The organism is Phenylobacterium sp. T106, from assembly GCF_057219735.1.
In genome coordinates, this window is the sequence record NZ_JBXVWA010000001.1 from 762,076 (window position 1) to 777,407 (window position 15,332).

Sequence of the window (15,332 nt, forward strand, 5' to 3'; positions counted from 1 at the left end):
TCCCCTACCGCAGCTTGAGCGTCGCGAGGCCCACGAGGGCCAGCATGATCGAGACGATCCAGAACCGGATCACGACCGTCGATTCCGACCAGCCCAGCTTCTCGAAGTGGTGGTGGATCGGCGCCATGAGGAAGATCCGCCGCCCGGTCCGCTTGAACCAGGCGACCTGGATGACGACGCTCAGCAGCTCGGCCACGAACAGGCCGCCGATGATCGCCAGCACGATCTCGTGGCGCGTGGCCACCGCGATGGCGCCGACGGTGCCGCCCAGCGCGAGCGAGCCCGTGTCCCCCATGAAGATCTTGGCCGGCGGGGCGTTGTACCAGAGGAACCCGAGGCCTGAGCCCACCAGCGCGCCGCAGATGATGGCGAGCTCGCCCACGCCCGGCACGAAGTGGAGCTGCAGGTAGTTCGAGAAGACGTAGTTGCCGACCAGGTAGGCGATCAGGCCGTAGGCGGCCGACGCGATCATCACGGGCACGGTCGCGAGCCCGTCCAGGCCGTCGGTGAAGTTCACCGCGTTGGCCGCGCCCACGATCACGAAGGCCCCGAAGGCGAGGTAGAACCAGTTCAGGTCCAGCAGCCACTGCTTGAACACCGGGAAGGCGACCGACGTCAGCAGCTCAGGGGTCTCGGGAGGCTTGGCGGCGAAGACGATGATCAGGGCCACCGCCGCCATGGCGATCGCGGCCTCCATGACGAGGCGCATCCGGCCCGAGACGCCGGCGGTCGTCTGCTTGGTGACCTTGGCGTAGTCGTCCATGAAGCCCAGCAGGCCGTAGCCGGCCGTGACCATCAGCACCGCCCACACGTAGACGTTCGTCAGGTCGCCCCAGAGGAGCGAGCCCGCGAACAGGCCCGCCAGGATCATCACCCCGCCCATGGTGGGCGTGCCGGACTTCTCGATGATGTGCCGCTCGATGCCTTCGGCGCGGATCGGCTGGCCCCTGCCCTGCTTGGCCTTCATCCAGCGGATGAAGCGCGAGCCCAGCGCGACGACCACCAGCTGCGCCGTGGCGATCGCCAGCACCGTGCGGAAGGTCTGATACTTCAGCAGGTTCAGGACCGGGACGTAGTCGTGGGCGCCGAAGGTCTGCCAGAGCCAGTAGAACATCAGCGCGCCTCCCCATGTCCGGCGGCGGCGGATCCCAGCGCGGCGAGGGCCTCGGCGACCAGCCCGGCCTTCGATCCGTTCGAGCCCTTCACCATCACCACGTCGCCCGCCTGGACGGCGCCGGCGACCTGCGACGCCAGCGCCGCAGCGGTTTCGGCGTAGCCGCCCCGCCGAGTCGAAGGAAGCGCGTCCCAGAGCGATTTCATCAGGGGTCCGGCGCAGAACACGAGGTCGATCGATGCAGCCGCCAGCGGTTCGGCCAGCCCGGCGTGGAACGCGACGGCCTCCGGCCCCAGCTCCAGCATGTCGGTCAGGGCGACGATCCGCCGCCCCTGGGACCGTCGCGCGCCCAGCGTGGCGATGGCCGAGGCCATCGAGATGGGGTTCGCATTGTAGCTCTCGTCGATCAGCGTGAACCCGCCGCCATCCGCCAGCGCGACCTCGCGCTCGGCCCCGCGGCCGGCGAGCGGCTCGAAGGATCCGAGCGCGGCGAGGCTCTTGTCGAGATCCACGTCCATGGCCTGCAGCACCAGCAGCACGGCCATGGCGTTGAGGCCCCAGTGCAGGCCCGTCTGCAGGATCGGGAAGTCCATCGCCTTGCCGTCCAGCCGCGCCTGGACGACGGCATGGCCGCCTGCGGCCTGGAAATCGATCAGTCGCGCGTCGCAGCCGTCGGCGGATCCGAACGTGCGGATTTGGGCGCCTGCAGCGCGCGCGGCGGCCGCCAGCACGTCGAACCAGCGGTTGTCGGCGTTCAGCACCGCCACGCCGCCCGCCTCCAGCCCCTCGAAGATCTCGGCCTTGGCGCGCGCCACGCCGGCCTCGCCGTCGGGGAAGTTCTCGGTGTGGACCGGCCCGACAGTGGTCACCAGAGCCACGTGCGGGCGCACCATCCGGGTCAGCGGGCGGATTTCGTCGGCATGGTTCATGCCGACCTCGAACACCGCGCGCGCGGTCGCGGCCGGCATCCGGGCCAGCGTGAGCGGCACGCCGATGTGGTTGTTGTAGCTCTTCACCGACGAATGCGCCGGCCCGGCGAGGGTCAGCCCCGCCATGATCGCCTGGGTCGTCGACGTCTTGCCGACCGAGCCTGTCACCGCGGCCCGACGCGCGCCGCCGGCGCGCTCGCGCGCAGCCGCGCCCAGCGCCTCCAGCGCCGCCTGGGTGTCGGCCACCTTCACCGCGGGACCGCCGACGTCCTGGCTCACCAGCGCTCCGGCGGCGCCCTTCGCCAAGGCCTGCGCCACGAACTCGTGGCCGTCGCGCACCCCGGCCAGCGCCACGAACAGGTCGCCCGGCTCGAGCGTGCGCGTGTCGATGGAGACTCCGCCGGCCGTGAAGCCGCCGTTCGCCTGCCCGCCCGTCGCCCTCGCGATCTCCTCGGAGGTCCAGAGCGGGTCAGCCATGGACCAGCTCCAGCGCCCTGGCGGTCTCGGCGACGTCGTCGAAGGGGTGCACGACGTCGCCCACGATCTGGCCCTGCTCGTGGCCCTTGCCGGCGACCACCAGGATGTCGCCGTCCTGCAGCATCGCCGCCGCCGCGCGGATCGCCTCGCGCCGGTCGCCGATGTCCCGGGCTCCGGTCGCGCCGGCCAGCACCTCGGCCCGGATCGAGGCCGGGACTTCCGAGCGCGGGTTGTCGTCGGTCACGATCGCCACGTCGGCCAGGGCGGCGGCCACCCGGCCCATCAGGGGGCGCTTGGTCCGGTCGCGATCGCCGCCGGCCCCGAACACCACGATCAGCCGCCCCCGCACGTGCGGCCGCAGCGCGCTGAGCACCGTCTCGAGCCCGTCCGGCGTATGGGCGTAGTCCACGTAGGCCTCGCCGCCCCGGGGGCCGGCGCCGACCCTCTGAAGGCGCCCCGCGACGCCGGTCAGCTTCTCGAGGCCCGCGAAGGCATCTTCGTAGGACAGGCCCGCGGCCTTGCAGAGCCCTGCCGCCACCAGGGCGTTCGACGCCTGGAAGTCGCCCGCGAGCGGGAGCCGCACGTCCCAGACGCGGCCGTCCGCCCGGATCGAGAGCCGCTGGCCGTCGGGCAGCATCTCCCGGCCCAGCAGCTTCAGCGCCTGGCCGCTCTCCCCCACGCTCATGACCCGCTGGCCAGAGACCACCGAGGCCGCGGCGAAGAACGCGAAAGCCTCGGAGTCGGCATTCAGCACCGCAGTGGCCCCGCGCGGCATCAGCTGTTCGAACAGGCGCAGCTTGGCCTTCAGGTAGGCGTCCATGGTGACGTGGTAGTCGAGATGGTCCTGGGTCAGGTTCAGGAACCCGGCCGCGGCCAGCCGCACGCCGTCCAGCCGGCGCTGGTCGATCCCGTGCGAGCTGGCCTCCATGGCGAAGTGGGTCACGCCCAGCTGGCTGATGCGCGTGAGCAGCTCGGCGACGTCGCCGGCGTCGGGCGTGGTCAGGCCGGGCGGCGTGATCTGGTCGGTGCGGCCGTCGGGGTGCGACACCGTCACGCCCAGCGTGCCCATGCTGGCCGAGGCGTGGCCCGCCCCGGCGAAGATCTGGCGGCAGAAGTTGGCGACCGAGGTCTTGCCGTTGGTGCCCGTCACGGCGACGCATGTCTGCGGCTGCCGGCCCCAGAAGTTCGCGGCCGCCAGCGCGTAGCCGCGACGGGGATCGCGGCAGACCACGGTCGGCACGGAGAGGTTCAGGTCCTGGTCGGCGATCACCGCCGCCGCGCCCGCCTCGACAGCCTTGGCGGCGAACGCGGCGCCGTCGGCCCGCGAGCCCGGGAGGGCGGCGAACAGGAAGCCCGGCTTCACCTTGCGGCTGTCCGAGGTCACCCCGGTGATCTCGGGATCCACGCCCAGGTGGCGCTTCACAAGGCTGGTCAGGCGGACGATCATCCTACTTCGCTCCTGAACGGAGCTTGGCAGGATCGGGCCGAGGCCCTGCGGAGGCTTGGCGGAGCCGGGTCATCGGCCCTCGCCCAGTTCTTCCACGGTGGGCTGCTCCACCGGGATGGCCTGGCCCAGCTCGGGCCGGCGCTGGACGCCCAGGAACGGCGCGATGCGCTCGATCACCCGCCCCGCCGCCGGCGCGGCCACCCAGCCGCCCGTGGCGTAGCCGGCGCTGCGCGCGGTGGCGCGGGGCTCGTCGAGCAGGATCAGGACGAAGTAGCGCTTCGTGTCGACGCCCCCGTGGGTCGGGAAGATCGCCGCGAACGACGAGACCTGCTTGGCGCGGCTGTAACCGCGGATCGCAGGGTCGTACTTCTCGCCGGTGCCGGTCTTCCCGCCCACGGCCAGACCGGGGATGTTCGCCGACTTGCCCGAACCGCCGGTCACGTTGGCGCGCATGATCGACAGCATCTGCAGCGAGGTGCGTTCCGACATGACCCTGGGACCATCCACCTTGGTCCCGGGTTCCAGCTTGCGGACGGTGAGCGGGATCAACTTCCCGCCGTTGAGAACGGCGCCGTAGGCCCGGGCGAGGGCGAGCGGCGTCACGTTGATCCCATGGCCGAAGGACGTGGAGGCCACGGCGTCGTCGTTCCACACCTTGGGCGTGAGCGGACGGGCCGTCTCGATCAGCTCCACCTTCGCCGGCGACGTCAGGCCCAGGCCGCTGAAGTAGTTCCCCATCCGCTGCGGGCCGATGCCCACGGCGAGCTTGGCGGTGCCGATGTTCGAGGAGTGCTGGAACACCTCGACCAGGTTCAGGACCTTCCGGGCCGCGTGGTAGTCGTGGATCGTCCGGTAGCCCAGCTTGAACGGCTGGGTGGCGTCGAAGGTGGTCTCGGGCGTGGCGACGCCGGTGTCCAGGCCGATCGCGACGGTGAAGCCCTTGAAGGTCGAGCCCATCTCGAACACTGAGGCCGCCGCCCGGTTCGTCTGGGCGTAGACGCCGGCCTTGCCCGGCTTGTTGGGGTCGAACACCGGCCAGCTGGCGAGCCCCAGGATCTCTCCGGTGTGGACGTCGGTCACGAGGCCCACGGCGCCCTTCGGCGTGAACTCGGCGACGGCCTTCCAGAGCTCGTCCTCCAGCGCGCCCTGCACGCGCAGGTCGATGGAGAGCGGCGCGGGCCGGCCGCCGGCCGCGCCGGCGCGAATCTCTTCGTTGAACGCCGCTTCCGCGCCCGACAGCCCTTCGCCGCCGGCGTCGGAGAATCCGATGATGTGCGCCGCCGACGGCCCGAGCGGGTACACGCGGCGCTGCTCGGGCTCGAAGGTCACGCCCGGCAGGCCCAGCTGGTGCACCTTGTTCCGTTCGGCCGGGGTCAGCGCGCCCAGGACGAAGATCCGCCGGTTCCCGCGCAGGGCCCGCTCGAGCCGCTGGGGCTCGAGGTTGGGAAGGGTCGAGAGCAGCGCGCGGCGGGTCTCGCCGGGGTCCCAGATCTCGCGCGGATCGATGTAGAGGCCGTAGTGCAGCAGGTCGGCCGCCAGCAGCATGCCGTTGCGGTCGACGAGGTCGGCCCGCGAGGCGCCGAGCGGCGCGGCCATCCGGCTGTGGCGGGCGTCGGAGAACAGCGCCGCGCGGGTGGCGCCGACCGCCAGCCACAGGAAGCCCAGGCTGAACAGGACCAGCACGAAGAAGATGCGCAGGCGCGTGTCGTCCTCGGGACGTCCCGATGCGCGGGCGCGCTCGAACGCATGCTCGAGCCCCCAGACGCGCTCGACGAGCCAACGCGGCAGGCCCCTGCGGCCGAACGCGTTCTGGCCCAGGCTCATCGGGCGGCTCCGGGCGGCGTCGCGGGCGCCGGCGCCAGGGTCGCGGCCTGGGCGACGCGCACGGGAGCGGCTTCCGCGGGCGGGGGCGGCGGGACGCCCGGGACGTGGTCCGCCTGGGCCACCATGGCGGCCACCGGCGATGGATGTTCGGCCTTGGGCGCCGGCCCGGCGCGGGCCAGGTCGATGAGCTGGTCGGCGGTCGCCTCGCGGTTGGCCGGCACCATCTCCATTTTCAGGAAGGTGGCGGCGAGCCGTTCGAGCCGGCCGGGCTGCTCGAGGTGCGCGACCTCGGCCTGCAGCAGGCGGATGCGGGCCTTCTCGGCGGCGATCTGGCGCTCGACGGTCGCGATCTGGGCGCGCTCGCGGCCGGCCATGGTCTTGGCGAGGTAGACGCCGAGGATCAGCACCACCAGCAGGCCCACGCCGATCAGATCGACGAGGCGAAAGCCCCGAACCCTCTTCGTGAACACGCTCATGCCGCCGCCCTCCAGGCCGGGGCGTCGGTCCTCACCGCCGCCCTCAGCTTCGCCGAGCGGGCGCGGGGATTGGCCGCCACCTCCGCTTCCGACGGGCCTTGCGCGCCGTTGAAGAGGAGACGGAACGTGGGCGCGGGTCCCTGCGCCAGCGGAGGCGCATGCCGCGACCCGGAAGGCGTCCGCCCCGCCCGCTCGCCGAGGAACGTCTTCACGATTCTGTCCTCGAGCGAATGGAACGTGACGACGCAGAGCCGTCCGCCGGCCTTCAGGACGCGTTCGGCGGCGGCCAGCCCGGCCTCCAGTTCGCCCAGTTCGTCGTTCACGGCGATCCGGAGGCCCTGGAAGGTGCGAGTGGCGGGATGGATCTTGGCGCCCCTGCGGCCGCCCAGCGCCTGCTCGACGAACTCGGCCAGCTCCAGCGTGCGGGTGAACGGCTTCTCGGCCCGGCGCCGGACGATGGCGCGCGCGATGCGGCGGCTCTCCCGCTCCTCGCCATAGACGAAGATGATCCGGGCAAGCTCATCCTGCTCGGCGGTGTTGACGAGGTCGGCGGCGGTCGGGCCGCTATCGCCCATGCGCATGTCGAGCGGCCCGTCGGCCATGAACGAGAAGCCCCGCCCGGCCTCGTCCAGCTGCATCGACGAGACGCCGAGGTCGAGGGCCACGCCGTCGGCGTGGCCCTCGCCCAGCACCGCGTCCATTTCCGAGAAGGTGGCTTCCACCAGTCTGAAGCGGTCTTCCGGAAATCCCGCGGCAAAGCGACGGACCGTAGGGTCGCGGTCAAAGGCCACGACCTTCGCGCCCGTCGCGAGGATGGCGCGGGTGTAGCCGCCCGCGCCGAAGGTGCCGTCCACGACCGTCCCGCCGGCCCCGCAGGCCAGGGCGTCGATGACCTCGTCGAGAAGGACGGGGATATGGGGCTTTCCCGAGGCGCTCATCCGGCGCCTCCCAGGCGGGCGGCGCGCTGGCGCACCCGCATCTCGGCGAGGCCCGTGCGGGCCCGTTCGCGATCCGCCGCGCGCTGGGCGCGGTAGGCGTCGCGCTCCCAGATCTCGAAACGGTCGCGCAGGCCCACGACGGCCACCCAGTCGGTGATGCCGTACTGCTCGCAAAGCGGCTCGGGCAGGGTGATGCGACCCGCGGTGTCGAAGCTCAGCTTCTGCATCTCGCCGAAGACGTTGCGCTCGATGGAGTCGCGGAGCTCGTCGCCGAACTCCAGCTCGTCGGCCATCGCGCCATAGCGGTCGAACAGCGCTTGGCCGCCGCCTTCGATGCAATCAGAGCGGATGGAGGGGAAGACGAAGACGCCGTCGGCGGGGCCCGAGAGCGCGGCGCGGTATTCCTGCGGCACGACGATGCGCCGCTTCGCGTCCAGCTGCTTCTCGAACGTCGAGAGAAACATCTCTCCGACCGACCCCCTGCCCTTCGCCGCGCCTCCCGGAACCCGCGCCCGACCCCGCGTTCCGACCGACGAATTGCAATTGGGTTAACATGGGACTGAGTGGGTTTCAATGACACCAGATGACTATTTGCGCGAAAACAACGGCGTCCAGCGCGGCCATGGTTAATGCGCACGAGTTATCCACAGAACATACTTGGAACAACTTGGGCGCGATGAAGCCTGAGGCGTGATTTCGTCGCCCTGGTGGCCAACGCCGCGCCGGTGTCAGCGCGTCCCAATGAGCGTCAAGAGATCAGACGGCCTGTAAGCCGGGTTCTGTGCCGCCTCCTTGCGGAGACGCGGCGGTCATTCCTCTGGACCGGCCGTTGCCGGCCGGTTCTCGCGACCTACCCGGACCCCTGAGCCGGCGACGGCCCTGCCCTCTTGCGAGCGCGCGGGATCCCTATTCGGTCTTGCTCCTGGCGGGGCTTGCCATGCGGCCCCTGTCGCCAGCGGCCCGGTGGGCTCTTACCCCACCCTTTCACCCTTACCCTCCTTCGCTCAGCTTCGGAGGGCGAGCCCGGCGAAGCCTTTGCGGAGCAGGGCGGTCTGCTCTCTGTGGCGCTATCCCTGGGGTCACCCCCGGTGGGCGTTACCCACCGCCATGTCGTCGTGGAGCCCGGACTTTCCTCGACCCCGAAGGGCCGCGACCGCCCGGCCGTCTGATCCGCGGGTCCTCTACCACGTCGCTCCCCGCGTGGGCAGGGGGCGCGCCGGACCTCACCCGGCCAGTCGAAGCAGCGCGATCAGTCGCGCCCGGGTCTCGCCGTCGGCCACCCCGTCCACCCGCCCCTGCCGCCAGTGCCGCTGGAAAGCGCGGACCACCGCGGCGGTGTCGGCGTCGAACACGCCCGAGGGCGGCAGGTCGTAGCCCAGGCGCGTGAGGCCGGCCTGCAGCGCGAACACGGCGGCGCCCTCCTCGCCCTCGCCGATCGGCGCGCCCGGCGCGGCGGGCGCCTCGGCCCAGAGCCCGTGGCCGGCCTCGGCCAGACGCTTCCACGGGAAGAGTTCGCCCGGGTCCTCCTTGCGGGCGGGCGCCACATCGGCGTGGCCCACGATGTCGCGGTCCTCGATCGTCCAGCGACTGCGGATGTCGGCCAAAAGCTCGATCACCGCCGCCACCTGGGCCTCCGGAAAGGCGCGGTAGCCCCATTCATGCCCCGGATTGACGATCTCGATGCCGATGGAGTCGGCGTTCACGCCTCGGCGGCCGCGCCAGAACGAGACGCCGGCATGCCAGGCGCGACGTTCCTCGGGCACCAGCCGGAAGACCCGGCCGTCCTCCTCGACCACATAGTGCGCGCTGACGCGGGCCTCCGGGTCGCGCAGGCGCGCGATGGCCTCCTCGCCCGTCTTCATGCCGGTGTAGTGCAGCACCAGCACGCTGGGCGGCGCCGTGCGGGCGTCGAAATTCGGCGAGGGCGCCTCGATCAGGTTCATTCGCCACGGTTCCGGAGCGCGAGCAGAAGGGCCATCACCTGACTGCCCCGCAGCGCGATGATCAAGACGCCCGCGAGCGCCAGCACGCTGCCGATGACCAGCCGCGGCCCCAGCGGATCGTTCATCACCGCGACGCCCAGCGCGATCGTGAGCAGCGGCGTCACCAGGATCAGGGCCGAGATCAGGTTCGCCTCGTAGCGCTGCAGCAGGGTGACGTAGACGGTGTGCGCGCCCACCGAGACGATCAGCGCCGAGAACATCAGCGCGGCCAGGAACGGCCAGCCCGCGGCGATGGCCGTCTCCACCTGCCCCGGCTCCAGCCAGGCCGACAGCGCCGCCATCGGCCCCACCGAGACCAGCCCCACCCAGGCTTGGAAGGTGATGGGCCGCATCCCCTCGATCTGCTTGGTCAGGATGACGCCGACGGCCGACATCACCGTGGCGCCGGCGATCAGCATGAGGCCCATGGACATGGCGAGGCCCGCGGGATTCCACATCACCGTCAGCACGCCGGCGAAGGTGAGCAGGATGCCGAGTCCGCGGCGCCAGCGGATCCGCTCGCCCAGGAAGATCATGGACAGGATCAGCGTCATCGGCATGCCCAGCTGCAGCACCACCGCCGCCGCCGACGGCGTGGCGTACTTCAGGCCCACGAACATCAGCCCGAAGTTGCCGCCGCCCATCAGGAAGGCGGTCAGCATCAGGCGCCACAGCAGGCGCGGCGCGGGGCGCAGGAAGGGGATCAGGCAGGCGGCCACGATCACGAAGCGCGCAGCCGCGTAGAACAGCGGCGGCACGTCCAGCGTGCTCACCACATACTTCGAGACGATGTTGTTGATCGCCCAGATCAGGCACATGACCATGAGCAGGGCGAAGTCGCGGAGCGCCATCGGGGTCCGGGTACGGCGCCCCGGGCCCCGGCTCAACCGTCATCCCTTCAGGAATACCTCCAGGTCGCGGTTCACCCGCTCCATGTGCGTGACGAAGAGGCCGTGCGGGGCGCCGGGGTAGACCTTGAGCTCTGAGCCTCGGATGCCGGCGGCGAAGCGCCGTCCCGTGATCTCCAGCGGCGCCGAGGCGTCCTGGTCGCCGTGCAGGATCAGCGTCGGCCGGTCGACCCGCCGAAGGTCCGGCCGCACGTCGGCCTCCACCAGCCCGCGGAACGTGGCGATCGCCACCGGCGCCGGCGTGGCCAGCATCAGGTCCACCAGCCACGCCTGCATCGCCGGCGACGTCTGCGGCGTGAAGAAGGGCGCCTGGTTCGCCCGCGCCCACGCCGGGAAGTCGGCCTTCCACTCGGCCATGCGCGCGTCGAAGGCGGCCCGAGGCGCGCCGTGGGGATTGTCGGCCCTCTGGGCCAGGCAGGGTCCGGCGGGGGCGACCAGGGCGATCCGGCGCACGCGGCCCGTCCCATGGCGCGCCACGTAGCGGGCCGCCTCGGCGGCGCCCATGGAGTGGGTCACGAGGTCCACCTCGGACAGTCCGAGCTGCTGGATCACTGCGGCCAGGTCGTCGGCCAGGGTGTCCATGTCGTAGCCGCCGGCCGGGACATCCGAGCGGCCGTGGCCCCGCCGGTCGAAGGCGATGCAGCGGAAACCCGCGTCGGCCAGGTGCGACACCTGGTAGGCCCACATCTCGCTCGAGAGCGCCCAGCTCGAGACGAACACCACCGGCGGGCCCTCCCCCCAGTCACGATGGAACAGCCGGGTCCCGTCCTTCGCGCGGACGTCCACCCTGCGCCGCGGGGCGGCGGATGCCCGGGGCGCGGCGGCGGCGCCGGCGGCGGCCAGGCTGGCGGAGAGGATCTGGCGACGGTTCATGGGAGGACTCCTTCACAATGGACGCAGGGTCGCGCCCGCCGGGAAGGCCGTCGATTACGCCGCAGGTAAGCTCGCGCTCGCCCCGCAGCGCCTGAGGAACCGGTGGAAGCGCCAGAGGCAGGCTTCCAGATGGCTGAGCGGCCCCGGCGCGTAGAGCGGGCTCGCGACGCCCCTCTGCACGCCGTCGCACGCGGGGATGTCCTCCATGTGGATCGCCGTCACCTGCTCCCGGAACCCCGCCGCGAACTCCGGCGAGGCCGCGAGCGCTGGCGGCGCCAGCAGGTGCACGCGCAGCCGGAACGCCGCCGACTGAAGCTGGCTGAGCTCATACCAGACGCCCACCGGCGCCTCACCCTGGCTGAAGAACATCAGCGTGAGCGGGAAGATCGCGGCCACCACGAACGGGTCGTGCCCCTCGGCAGGCGGGTTCTCGAGGATCGTGAAGAGGTCGCCGCCCGTCCCCTCGTAGGTTCCAAGCCCCGGGTTGGTCTGCTGCAGGGTCGCCGCGTGCGGTCCGATGTGGTGGTAGGACTCCAGGAAGTTCTCGACCATCACCTTCCAGTTCCAGGGCGAGTCGAACTCGACCACCCCGACCGTCACCAGGGTTTCGGGTTGGGCGTAGGCGATGCGTTCGGCCAGGGGTTCCAGCTGCGGCGCCAGCGGCGCGGCGCGTCCGTCGAGGTTGGCGAAGACCCAGCCCCCCCAGCGTGTGCTCGCGATCCGCGGCAGGCCGCAAGCGGCCGCGTCGAAGGTCTGCGAACGCTCCATCGCCGGCGCCGCGGCCAGGCTTCCGTCCAGCCGGTAGCGCCAGAGGTGATAGGGGCAGGTCAGGGCCTTGGCGTTGCCCGAGCCCTCGACCACCGGCATGCCGCGGTGGCGGCAGACGCGCGACAGCACGCGGATCTCCCCCTCGGAGTCCCGCGTGACCACGAGCGGGGTGTCCAGGAGATCCACGGACCGATAGTCCCCCGGCGCGGCGACGTCGCTCTCGCGCGCCACCGGCAGCCATCCGGCCCGCAGCACGGCGTCGGCTTCGGCGGCGAAGACGGCGGGATCGAGGTAGGCGCGCCCCGGCAGCGCCAGGGCTCCGCGGACGTCGTCTGTGTCGGGACCGTAGGCGTCCTGCAGGATCTCGGACATCTCAGGACCTCCGCTTCACGAACCGCAGCGCCGTCAGCGTATCGGAGAACCCGACCACCTTGTTGTCGACCAGGCCGAACGACTTGGCGGCGGCCATCACGTCCACGTCCTTGACGGTCGCGGCCTTGCCCTTGCGCGAGACCACCCACAACGCGCCGCGCTCGGCCAGGGCGGGGACCAGGCCGCCGATGCGGGCCAGTTCGTCGGCGTTGTCCGCGGCATAGAAGAGCAGGTCGAGCGCCGTGAGATCGTCCGTCAGCTGGACGTCCCGCGCTGCGAGCTCGCCGGCGAGGGCTGCGTCCGCCACGCCCAGCACGGCGGCCCGCATGCCGGGCTTCACGCCGATCTTGTCCAGCCGGCTCTTGGGATTGGCGATGGCGTCGGCCCACCGCGCCGCCTGCGGCTCGCCCAGGCTGAAGCGGGCGCCGTCGGCCAGCACCAGATCGCCGCCTTCGGCGCGCAGACCCTTCAGGGCCTCGCCCGTCCAGGCCCGGCGCGCCCGCCCGCGGAAGACCAGCCTCGCCGCCTCGTACTGCAGCCGGCCCTTGTCGGCTCCGTCCGCGAACCGCGCCGCCACCTGTGCGTCCTTGCCCATGGCGCAGCTTTGCGCAGACCATCCGCCGCTGTCATCCCCCGCTCGTCCGGGGAGGTCCGCGACGACGAAGCGGTTCACCGCAAGCCTCACGGCCCAGGCCGGGCCTTGACGGATAAAGACGAAGGCCCGCAAGCGTCGCCGCCTGCGGGCCGTCATTAGGAACTCGGATGCGCCGTTGGCGGAGCCGCCCTACGCCGCCTGACCCAGGCTCAGGGACTCGTATCGGGCAAGGTGGTGATCCACCGAGCCGAAGGCGGTCTCGATCATGGTGGCGCGCTTGAAGTAATGGCCGATCGCCATCTCGTCGGTCATGCCCATGCCGCCGTGCAGCTGGATGGCGTTCTGGCCGACGAAGCGGCAGGCCTTGCCGATCTGCACCTTGGCGGCCGACACCGCCTTCGCGCGCTCGGCGTCGTCGGTGACCTTGATGTTGGCCATGTAGGTCATCGACACCGCCTGCTCGACGTTGATGAACATGTCGACCATGCGGTGCTGCAGCACCTGGAACGAGCTGATCGGCACGCCGAACTGCTTGCGCTGCTTGGTGTACTCCAGCGTGCCCTCGTGCAGCTTGCGCAGCACGCCGCAGGCCTCGGCGCAGGTGGCCGAGATCGCCTCGTCCACCACCTTCTCCACCAGCGGCAGGCCGTTGTCGGCCGGGCCGATCAGGGCGTCGGCGCCCAGGCTCACGTTCTCGAAGTAGACCTCCGAGGCGCGGTTGCCGTCGACCGTCGGATAGTCGCGCGTGGTGACGCCCTTGGCGCCCTTCTCGACCAGGAACACCGAGACGCCCTGCGCGTCGCGGGGGCCGCCGGCGGTGCGCGCGGTGACGATCAGGTGGGTGGCGAACGGGGCGCCCAGCACCACCGCCTTGTGCCCGTTCAGCACCCAGCCGGCGCCGTCCTTCTTCGCCGTCGTTTCCAGAGCGGCCAGGTTGTAGCGGCCCTTGGGCTCGGCGTAGGCGAAGGCGAAGATGTTCTTGCCCTCGATGATCCCGCCGATCAGGTCGGCCGCGCCGGCGTGGCCCGAGTGCTTCAGGAAGCCGCCGCCGATCACCACCGTGCCGAGGTAGGGCTCGACGACCAGCGCCTTACCGAACTCCTCCATCACGACCATGTTCTCGATCGGACCGCCGCCCAGGCCGCCCAGCTCTTCCGAGAACGGCGCCCCCAGGATGCCGAGTTCCTCGGCGAAGGCCTTCCAGACCTCCGGCCGCCAGCCCGGCTCCCTGGTCACCACGGCCCGACGCTTGTCGAAGTCGTAGTTGTCCGCGAGGTACGCCGCGACCGTGTCGCGAAGCATCGACTGTTCTTCGGTGAAGCTGAAATCCACGGGGCCGTCTCTTCCGCTGGTGTGTGTTCTGGGTGGTTGGCTTGAGCTTTAGAGCCCCAGCACCGCCTTGGCGATGATGTTGCGCTGGATCTCGTTCGAGCCGCCGTAGATCGAGGTCTTGCGGCCGTTGAACATCTCGCCCGCGAGGCCTTCGGCGTACTCGGGTCCGACGCCGGCGGCGTTGCCGCCCAGGTCGCGCAGGAACGGCGCGCCGTAGTGGCCCACCGCCTCCAGCGCCAGCTCCTGCAGGCGCTGCTGGATCTCGGTGCCCTTGATCTTGAGGATCGAGCTCTCGGGGCCGGGGCCCTTGCCGCTCGATTCACCGGCCAGCGTGCGCAGCTCGGTGAACTCCAGCGCGGTCAGGTCGATCTCCAGCTCGGCCACCTTGCGGCGGAAGAAGCTGTCCGCGATCAGCGCCGAGCCCGTGTCGCTCCGCTCGGTGCCCGCGATGGTCCGCAGCTTCTCGAGATTGCGCTTCGAGCGCGCCACGCCGGCGATCCCGCTGCGCTCGTGCGCCAGCAGCGCCTTGGCGCAGGTCCAGCCCTGGTTCTCATGGAAGATGCGGTTCTCGACCGGCACCTTCACGTTGTCGAGGAAGACGTCGTTGACCTCGTGGCCGCCTTCCAGGGTGATGATCGGGCGCACAGTGATGCCGGGCGTCTTCATGTCGATCAGCAGGAACGAGATGCCCGACTGCGGCTTGGCGTCGGGATCGGTGCGCACGAGGAAGAAGCCCCAGTCGGCGTGCTGGCCCAGGGTCGTCCACGTCTTCTGGCCGTTGACGAGGTAGTACTCCTTGCCGTCGTCGCCGGTGATGCGCTCGGCCTTGGTCTTGAGGTTGGCCAGGTCGGAACCCGCGCCCGGCTCGGAGTAGCCCTGGCACCACCAGACCTCGCCGTTGTAGATGCCCGGCAGGAACCGCTTCTTCTGCTCGTCGGTGCCGAAGGTGTAGATCACCGGGGCCAGCATCGACAGGCCGAAGGGCAGGAGGCCCAGGCAATCGGCGCGGGCGGTCTCCTCGGACCAGATGTACTTCTGCGTGGGCGTCCAGCCCGTGCCGCCCAGTTCCTTCGGCCAGCCCGGCGCCACCCAGCCCTTCTTCGCCAGCACCTTGTGCCAGAGAAGGTACTCGTCCTTGGTCAGCGGGCGGCCCTCGTCCTGCGCCTTGCGCAGCTCGGCGGGGTAGTTCTCCGCGATGAAGGTCCGGACCTCCTCGCGGAAGGCGTTTTCTTCCGGGGTGAAGTCGAGGTTCATGGCCACTGCTCCGTCGGGCGCCACATGCGCCGCTCTCGGGCCG

The 15,332-nt window shown here is 71.0% G+C and carries 14 protein-coding genes and 1 other RNA gene; all 15 read right to left on the minus strand.

The genetic code is table 11. The features are described from left to right. Positions 1 to 4 precede the first annotated feature (4 nt). Positions 5 to 1,114, minus strand: a complete 1,110-nt coding sequence (mraY, locus tag AC2D8W_RS03755) for a phospho-N-acetylmuramoyl-pentapeptide-transferase (RefSeq protein WP_484670386.1) — start codon at positions 1,112 to 1,114, stop codon at positions 5 to 7. Continuing rightward, positions 1,114 to 2,520, minus strand: a complete 1,407-nt coding sequence (locus tag AC2D8W_RS03760) for a UDP-N-acetylmuramoyl-tripeptide--D-alanyl-D-alanine ligase (RefSeq protein WP_484670387.1) — start codon at positions 2,518 to 2,520, stop codon at positions 1,114 to 1,116. Before AC2D8W_RS03760 ends, mraY begins: the two co-directional genes overlap by 1 nt. Further along, on the minus strand, positions 2,513 to 3,967 hold the full coding sequence (locus AC2D8W_RS03765) for a UDP-N-acetylmuramoyl-L-alanyl-D-glutamate--2,6-diaminopimelate ligase (RefSeq protein WP_484670388.1): 1,455 nt from the start codon (positions 3,965 to 3,967) through the stop codon (positions 2,513 to 2,515). The genes AC2D8W_RS03760 and AC2D8W_RS03765 overlap by 8 nt, the downstream gene beginning before the upstream one ends. Before the next feature lie 69 nt (positions 3,968 to 4,036). Then, positions 4,037 to 5,791: a peptidoglycan D,D-transpeptidase FtsI family protein gene (locus AC2D8W_RS03770; protein ID WP_484670389.1), complete on the minus strand. Its 1,755-nt coding sequence runs from the start codon at positions 5,789 to 5,791 to the stop codon at positions 4,037 to 4,039. Then, positions 5,788 to 6,267 carry a cell division protein FtsL gene (ftsL, locus tag AC2D8W_RS03775; protein WP_293483379.1) on the minus strand — a complete coding sequence of 160 codons (480 nt, stop codon included), beginning with the start codon at positions 6,265 to 6,267 and terminating at the stop codon, positions 5,788 to 5,790. Before ftsL ends, AC2D8W_RS03770 begins: the two co-directional genes overlap by 4 nt. Beyond that, entirely contained in the window at positions 6,264 to 7,205 is a 942-nt protein-coding gene (gene rsmH / locus AC2D8W_RS03780) for a 16S rRNA (cytosine(1402)-N(4))-methyltransferase RsmH (protein WP_484670390.1), read from the minus strand. Before rsmH ends, ftsL begins: the two co-directional genes overlap by 4 nt. Continuing rightward, positions 7,202 to 7,669: a division/cell wall cluster transcriptional repressor MraZ gene (locus AC2D8W_RS03785; RefSeq protein WP_293483375.1), complete on the minus strand. Its 468-nt coding sequence runs from the start codon at positions 7,667 to 7,669 to the stop codon at positions 7,202 to 7,204. Before AC2D8W_RS03785 ends, rsmH begins: the two co-directional genes overlap by 4 nt. A 288-nt stretch (positions 7,670 to 7,957) precedes the next feature. Next, an RNA gene (gene rnpB / locus AC2D8W_RS03790) (RNase P RNA component class A) lies at positions 7,958 to 8,374 on the minus strand. Positions 8,375 to 8,428: 54 nt separating this feature from the next. Beyond that, the gene (locus AC2D8W_RS03795; RefSeq protein ID WP_484670391.1) at positions 8,429 to 9,148 is read right to left on the minus strand and encodes an N-acetylmuramoyl-L-alanine amidase; all 720 of its coding nucleotides are present in this window, start codon (positions 9,146 to 9,148) and stop codon (positions 8,429 to 8,431) included. Then, on the minus strand, positions 9,145 to 10,038 hold the full coding sequence (locus tag AC2D8W_RS03800; RefSeq protein ID WP_484670392.1) for a DMT family transporter: 894 nt from the start codon (positions 10,036 to 10,038) through the stop codon (positions 9,145 to 9,147). The genes AC2D8W_RS03795 and AC2D8W_RS03800 overlap by 4 nt, the downstream gene beginning before the upstream one ends. A gap of 39 nt (positions 10,039 to 10,077) precedes the next feature. Then, a complete protein-coding gene (locus tag AC2D8W_RS03805) occupies positions 10,078 to 10,968 on the minus strand; it encodes an alpha/beta fold hydrolase (RefSeq protein WP_484670393.1) in 891 nt (296 codons plus the stop codon). Positions 10,969 to 11,022: 54 nt separating this feature from the next. After that, complete coding sequence (locus AC2D8W_RS03810) at positions 11,023 to 12,108, minus strand: aromatic ring-hydroxylating oxygenase subunit alpha (protein ID WP_484670394.1); 1,086 nt, start codon at positions 12,106 to 12,108, stop codon at positions 11,023 to 11,025. A gap of 1 nt (position 12,109) precedes the next feature. Then, positions 12,110 to 12,703, minus strand: coding sequence for a DUF3052 domain-containing protein (locus AC2D8W_RS03815; protein WP_484670395.1), 594 nt, complete (start codon positions 12,701 to 12,703; stop codon positions 12,110 to 12,112). 189 nt (positions 12,704 to 12,892) lie between these two features. Continuing rightward, the gene (locus AC2D8W_RS03820) at positions 12,893 to 14,035 is read right to left on the minus strand and encodes an acyl-CoA dehydrogenase family protein (RefSeq protein ID WP_484670396.1); all 1,143 of its coding nucleotides are present in this window, start codon (positions 14,033 to 14,035) and stop codon (positions 12,893 to 12,895) included. Between the two features lie 48 nt (positions 14,036 to 14,083). After that, entirely contained in the window at positions 14,084 to 15,289 is a 1,206-nt protein-coding gene (locus AC2D8W_RS03825; RefSeq protein ID WP_293481325.1) for an acyl-CoA dehydrogenase family protein, read from the minus strand. Positions 15,290 to 15,332 lie beyond the last annotated feature (43 nt).

Bases quoted from the DNA above. Each gene is read 5' to 3' on its own strand.
- mraY (WP_484670386.1), bottom strand. From the start codon at position 1,114: ATGTTCTACTGGCTCTGGCAGACCTTCGGCGCCCACGACTACGTCCCG.
- AC2D8W_RS03760 (WP_484670387.1), bottom strand. From the start codon at position 2,520: ATGGCTGACCCGCTCTGGACCTCCGAGGAGATCGCGAGGGCGACGGGC.
- AC2D8W_RS03765 (WP_484670388.1), bottom strand. From the start codon at position 3,967: ATGATCGTCCGCCTGACCAGCCTTGTGAAGCGCCACCTGGGCGTGGAT.
- AC2D8W_RS03770 (WP_484670389.1), bottom strand. From the start codon at position 5,791: ATGAGCCTGGGCCAGAACGCGTTCGGCCGCAGGGGCCTGCCGCGTTGG.
- ftsL (WP_293483379.1), bottom strand. From the start codon at position 6,267: ATGAGCGTGTTCACGAAGAGGGTTCGGGGCTTTCGCCTCGTCGATCTG.
- rsmH (WP_484670390.1), bottom strand. From the start codon at position 7,205: ATGAGCGCCTCGGGAAAGCCCCATATCCCCGTCCTTCTCGACGAGGTC.
- AC2D8W_RS03785 (WP_293483375.1), bottom strand. From the start codon at position 7,669: ATGTTTCTCTCGACGTTCGAGAAGCAGCTGGACGCGAAGCGGCGCATC.
- AC2D8W_RS03795 (WP_484670391.1), bottom strand. From the start codon at position 9,148: ATGAACCTGATCGAGGCGCCCTCGCCGAATTTCGACGCCCGCACGGCG.
- AC2D8W_RS03800 (WP_484670392.1), bottom strand. From the start codon at position 10,038: ATGGCGCTCCGCGACTTCGCCCTGCTCATGGTCATGTGCCTGATCTGG.
- AC2D8W_RS03805 (WP_484670393.1), bottom strand. From the start codon at position 10,968: ATGAACCGTCGCCAGATCCTCTCCGCCAGCCTGGCCGCCGCCGGCGCC.
- AC2D8W_RS03810 (WP_484670394.1), bottom strand. From the start codon at position 12,108: ATGTCCGAGATCCTGCAGGACGCCTACGGTCCCGACACAGACGACGTC.
- AC2D8W_RS03815 (WP_484670395.1), bottom strand. From the start codon at position 12,703: ATGGGCAAGGACGCACAGGTGGCGGCGCGGTTCGCGGACGGAGCCGAC.
- AC2D8W_RS03825 (WP_293481325.1), bottom strand. From the start codon at position 15,289: ATGAACCTCGACTTCACCCCGGAAGAAAACGCCTTCCGCGAGGAGGTC.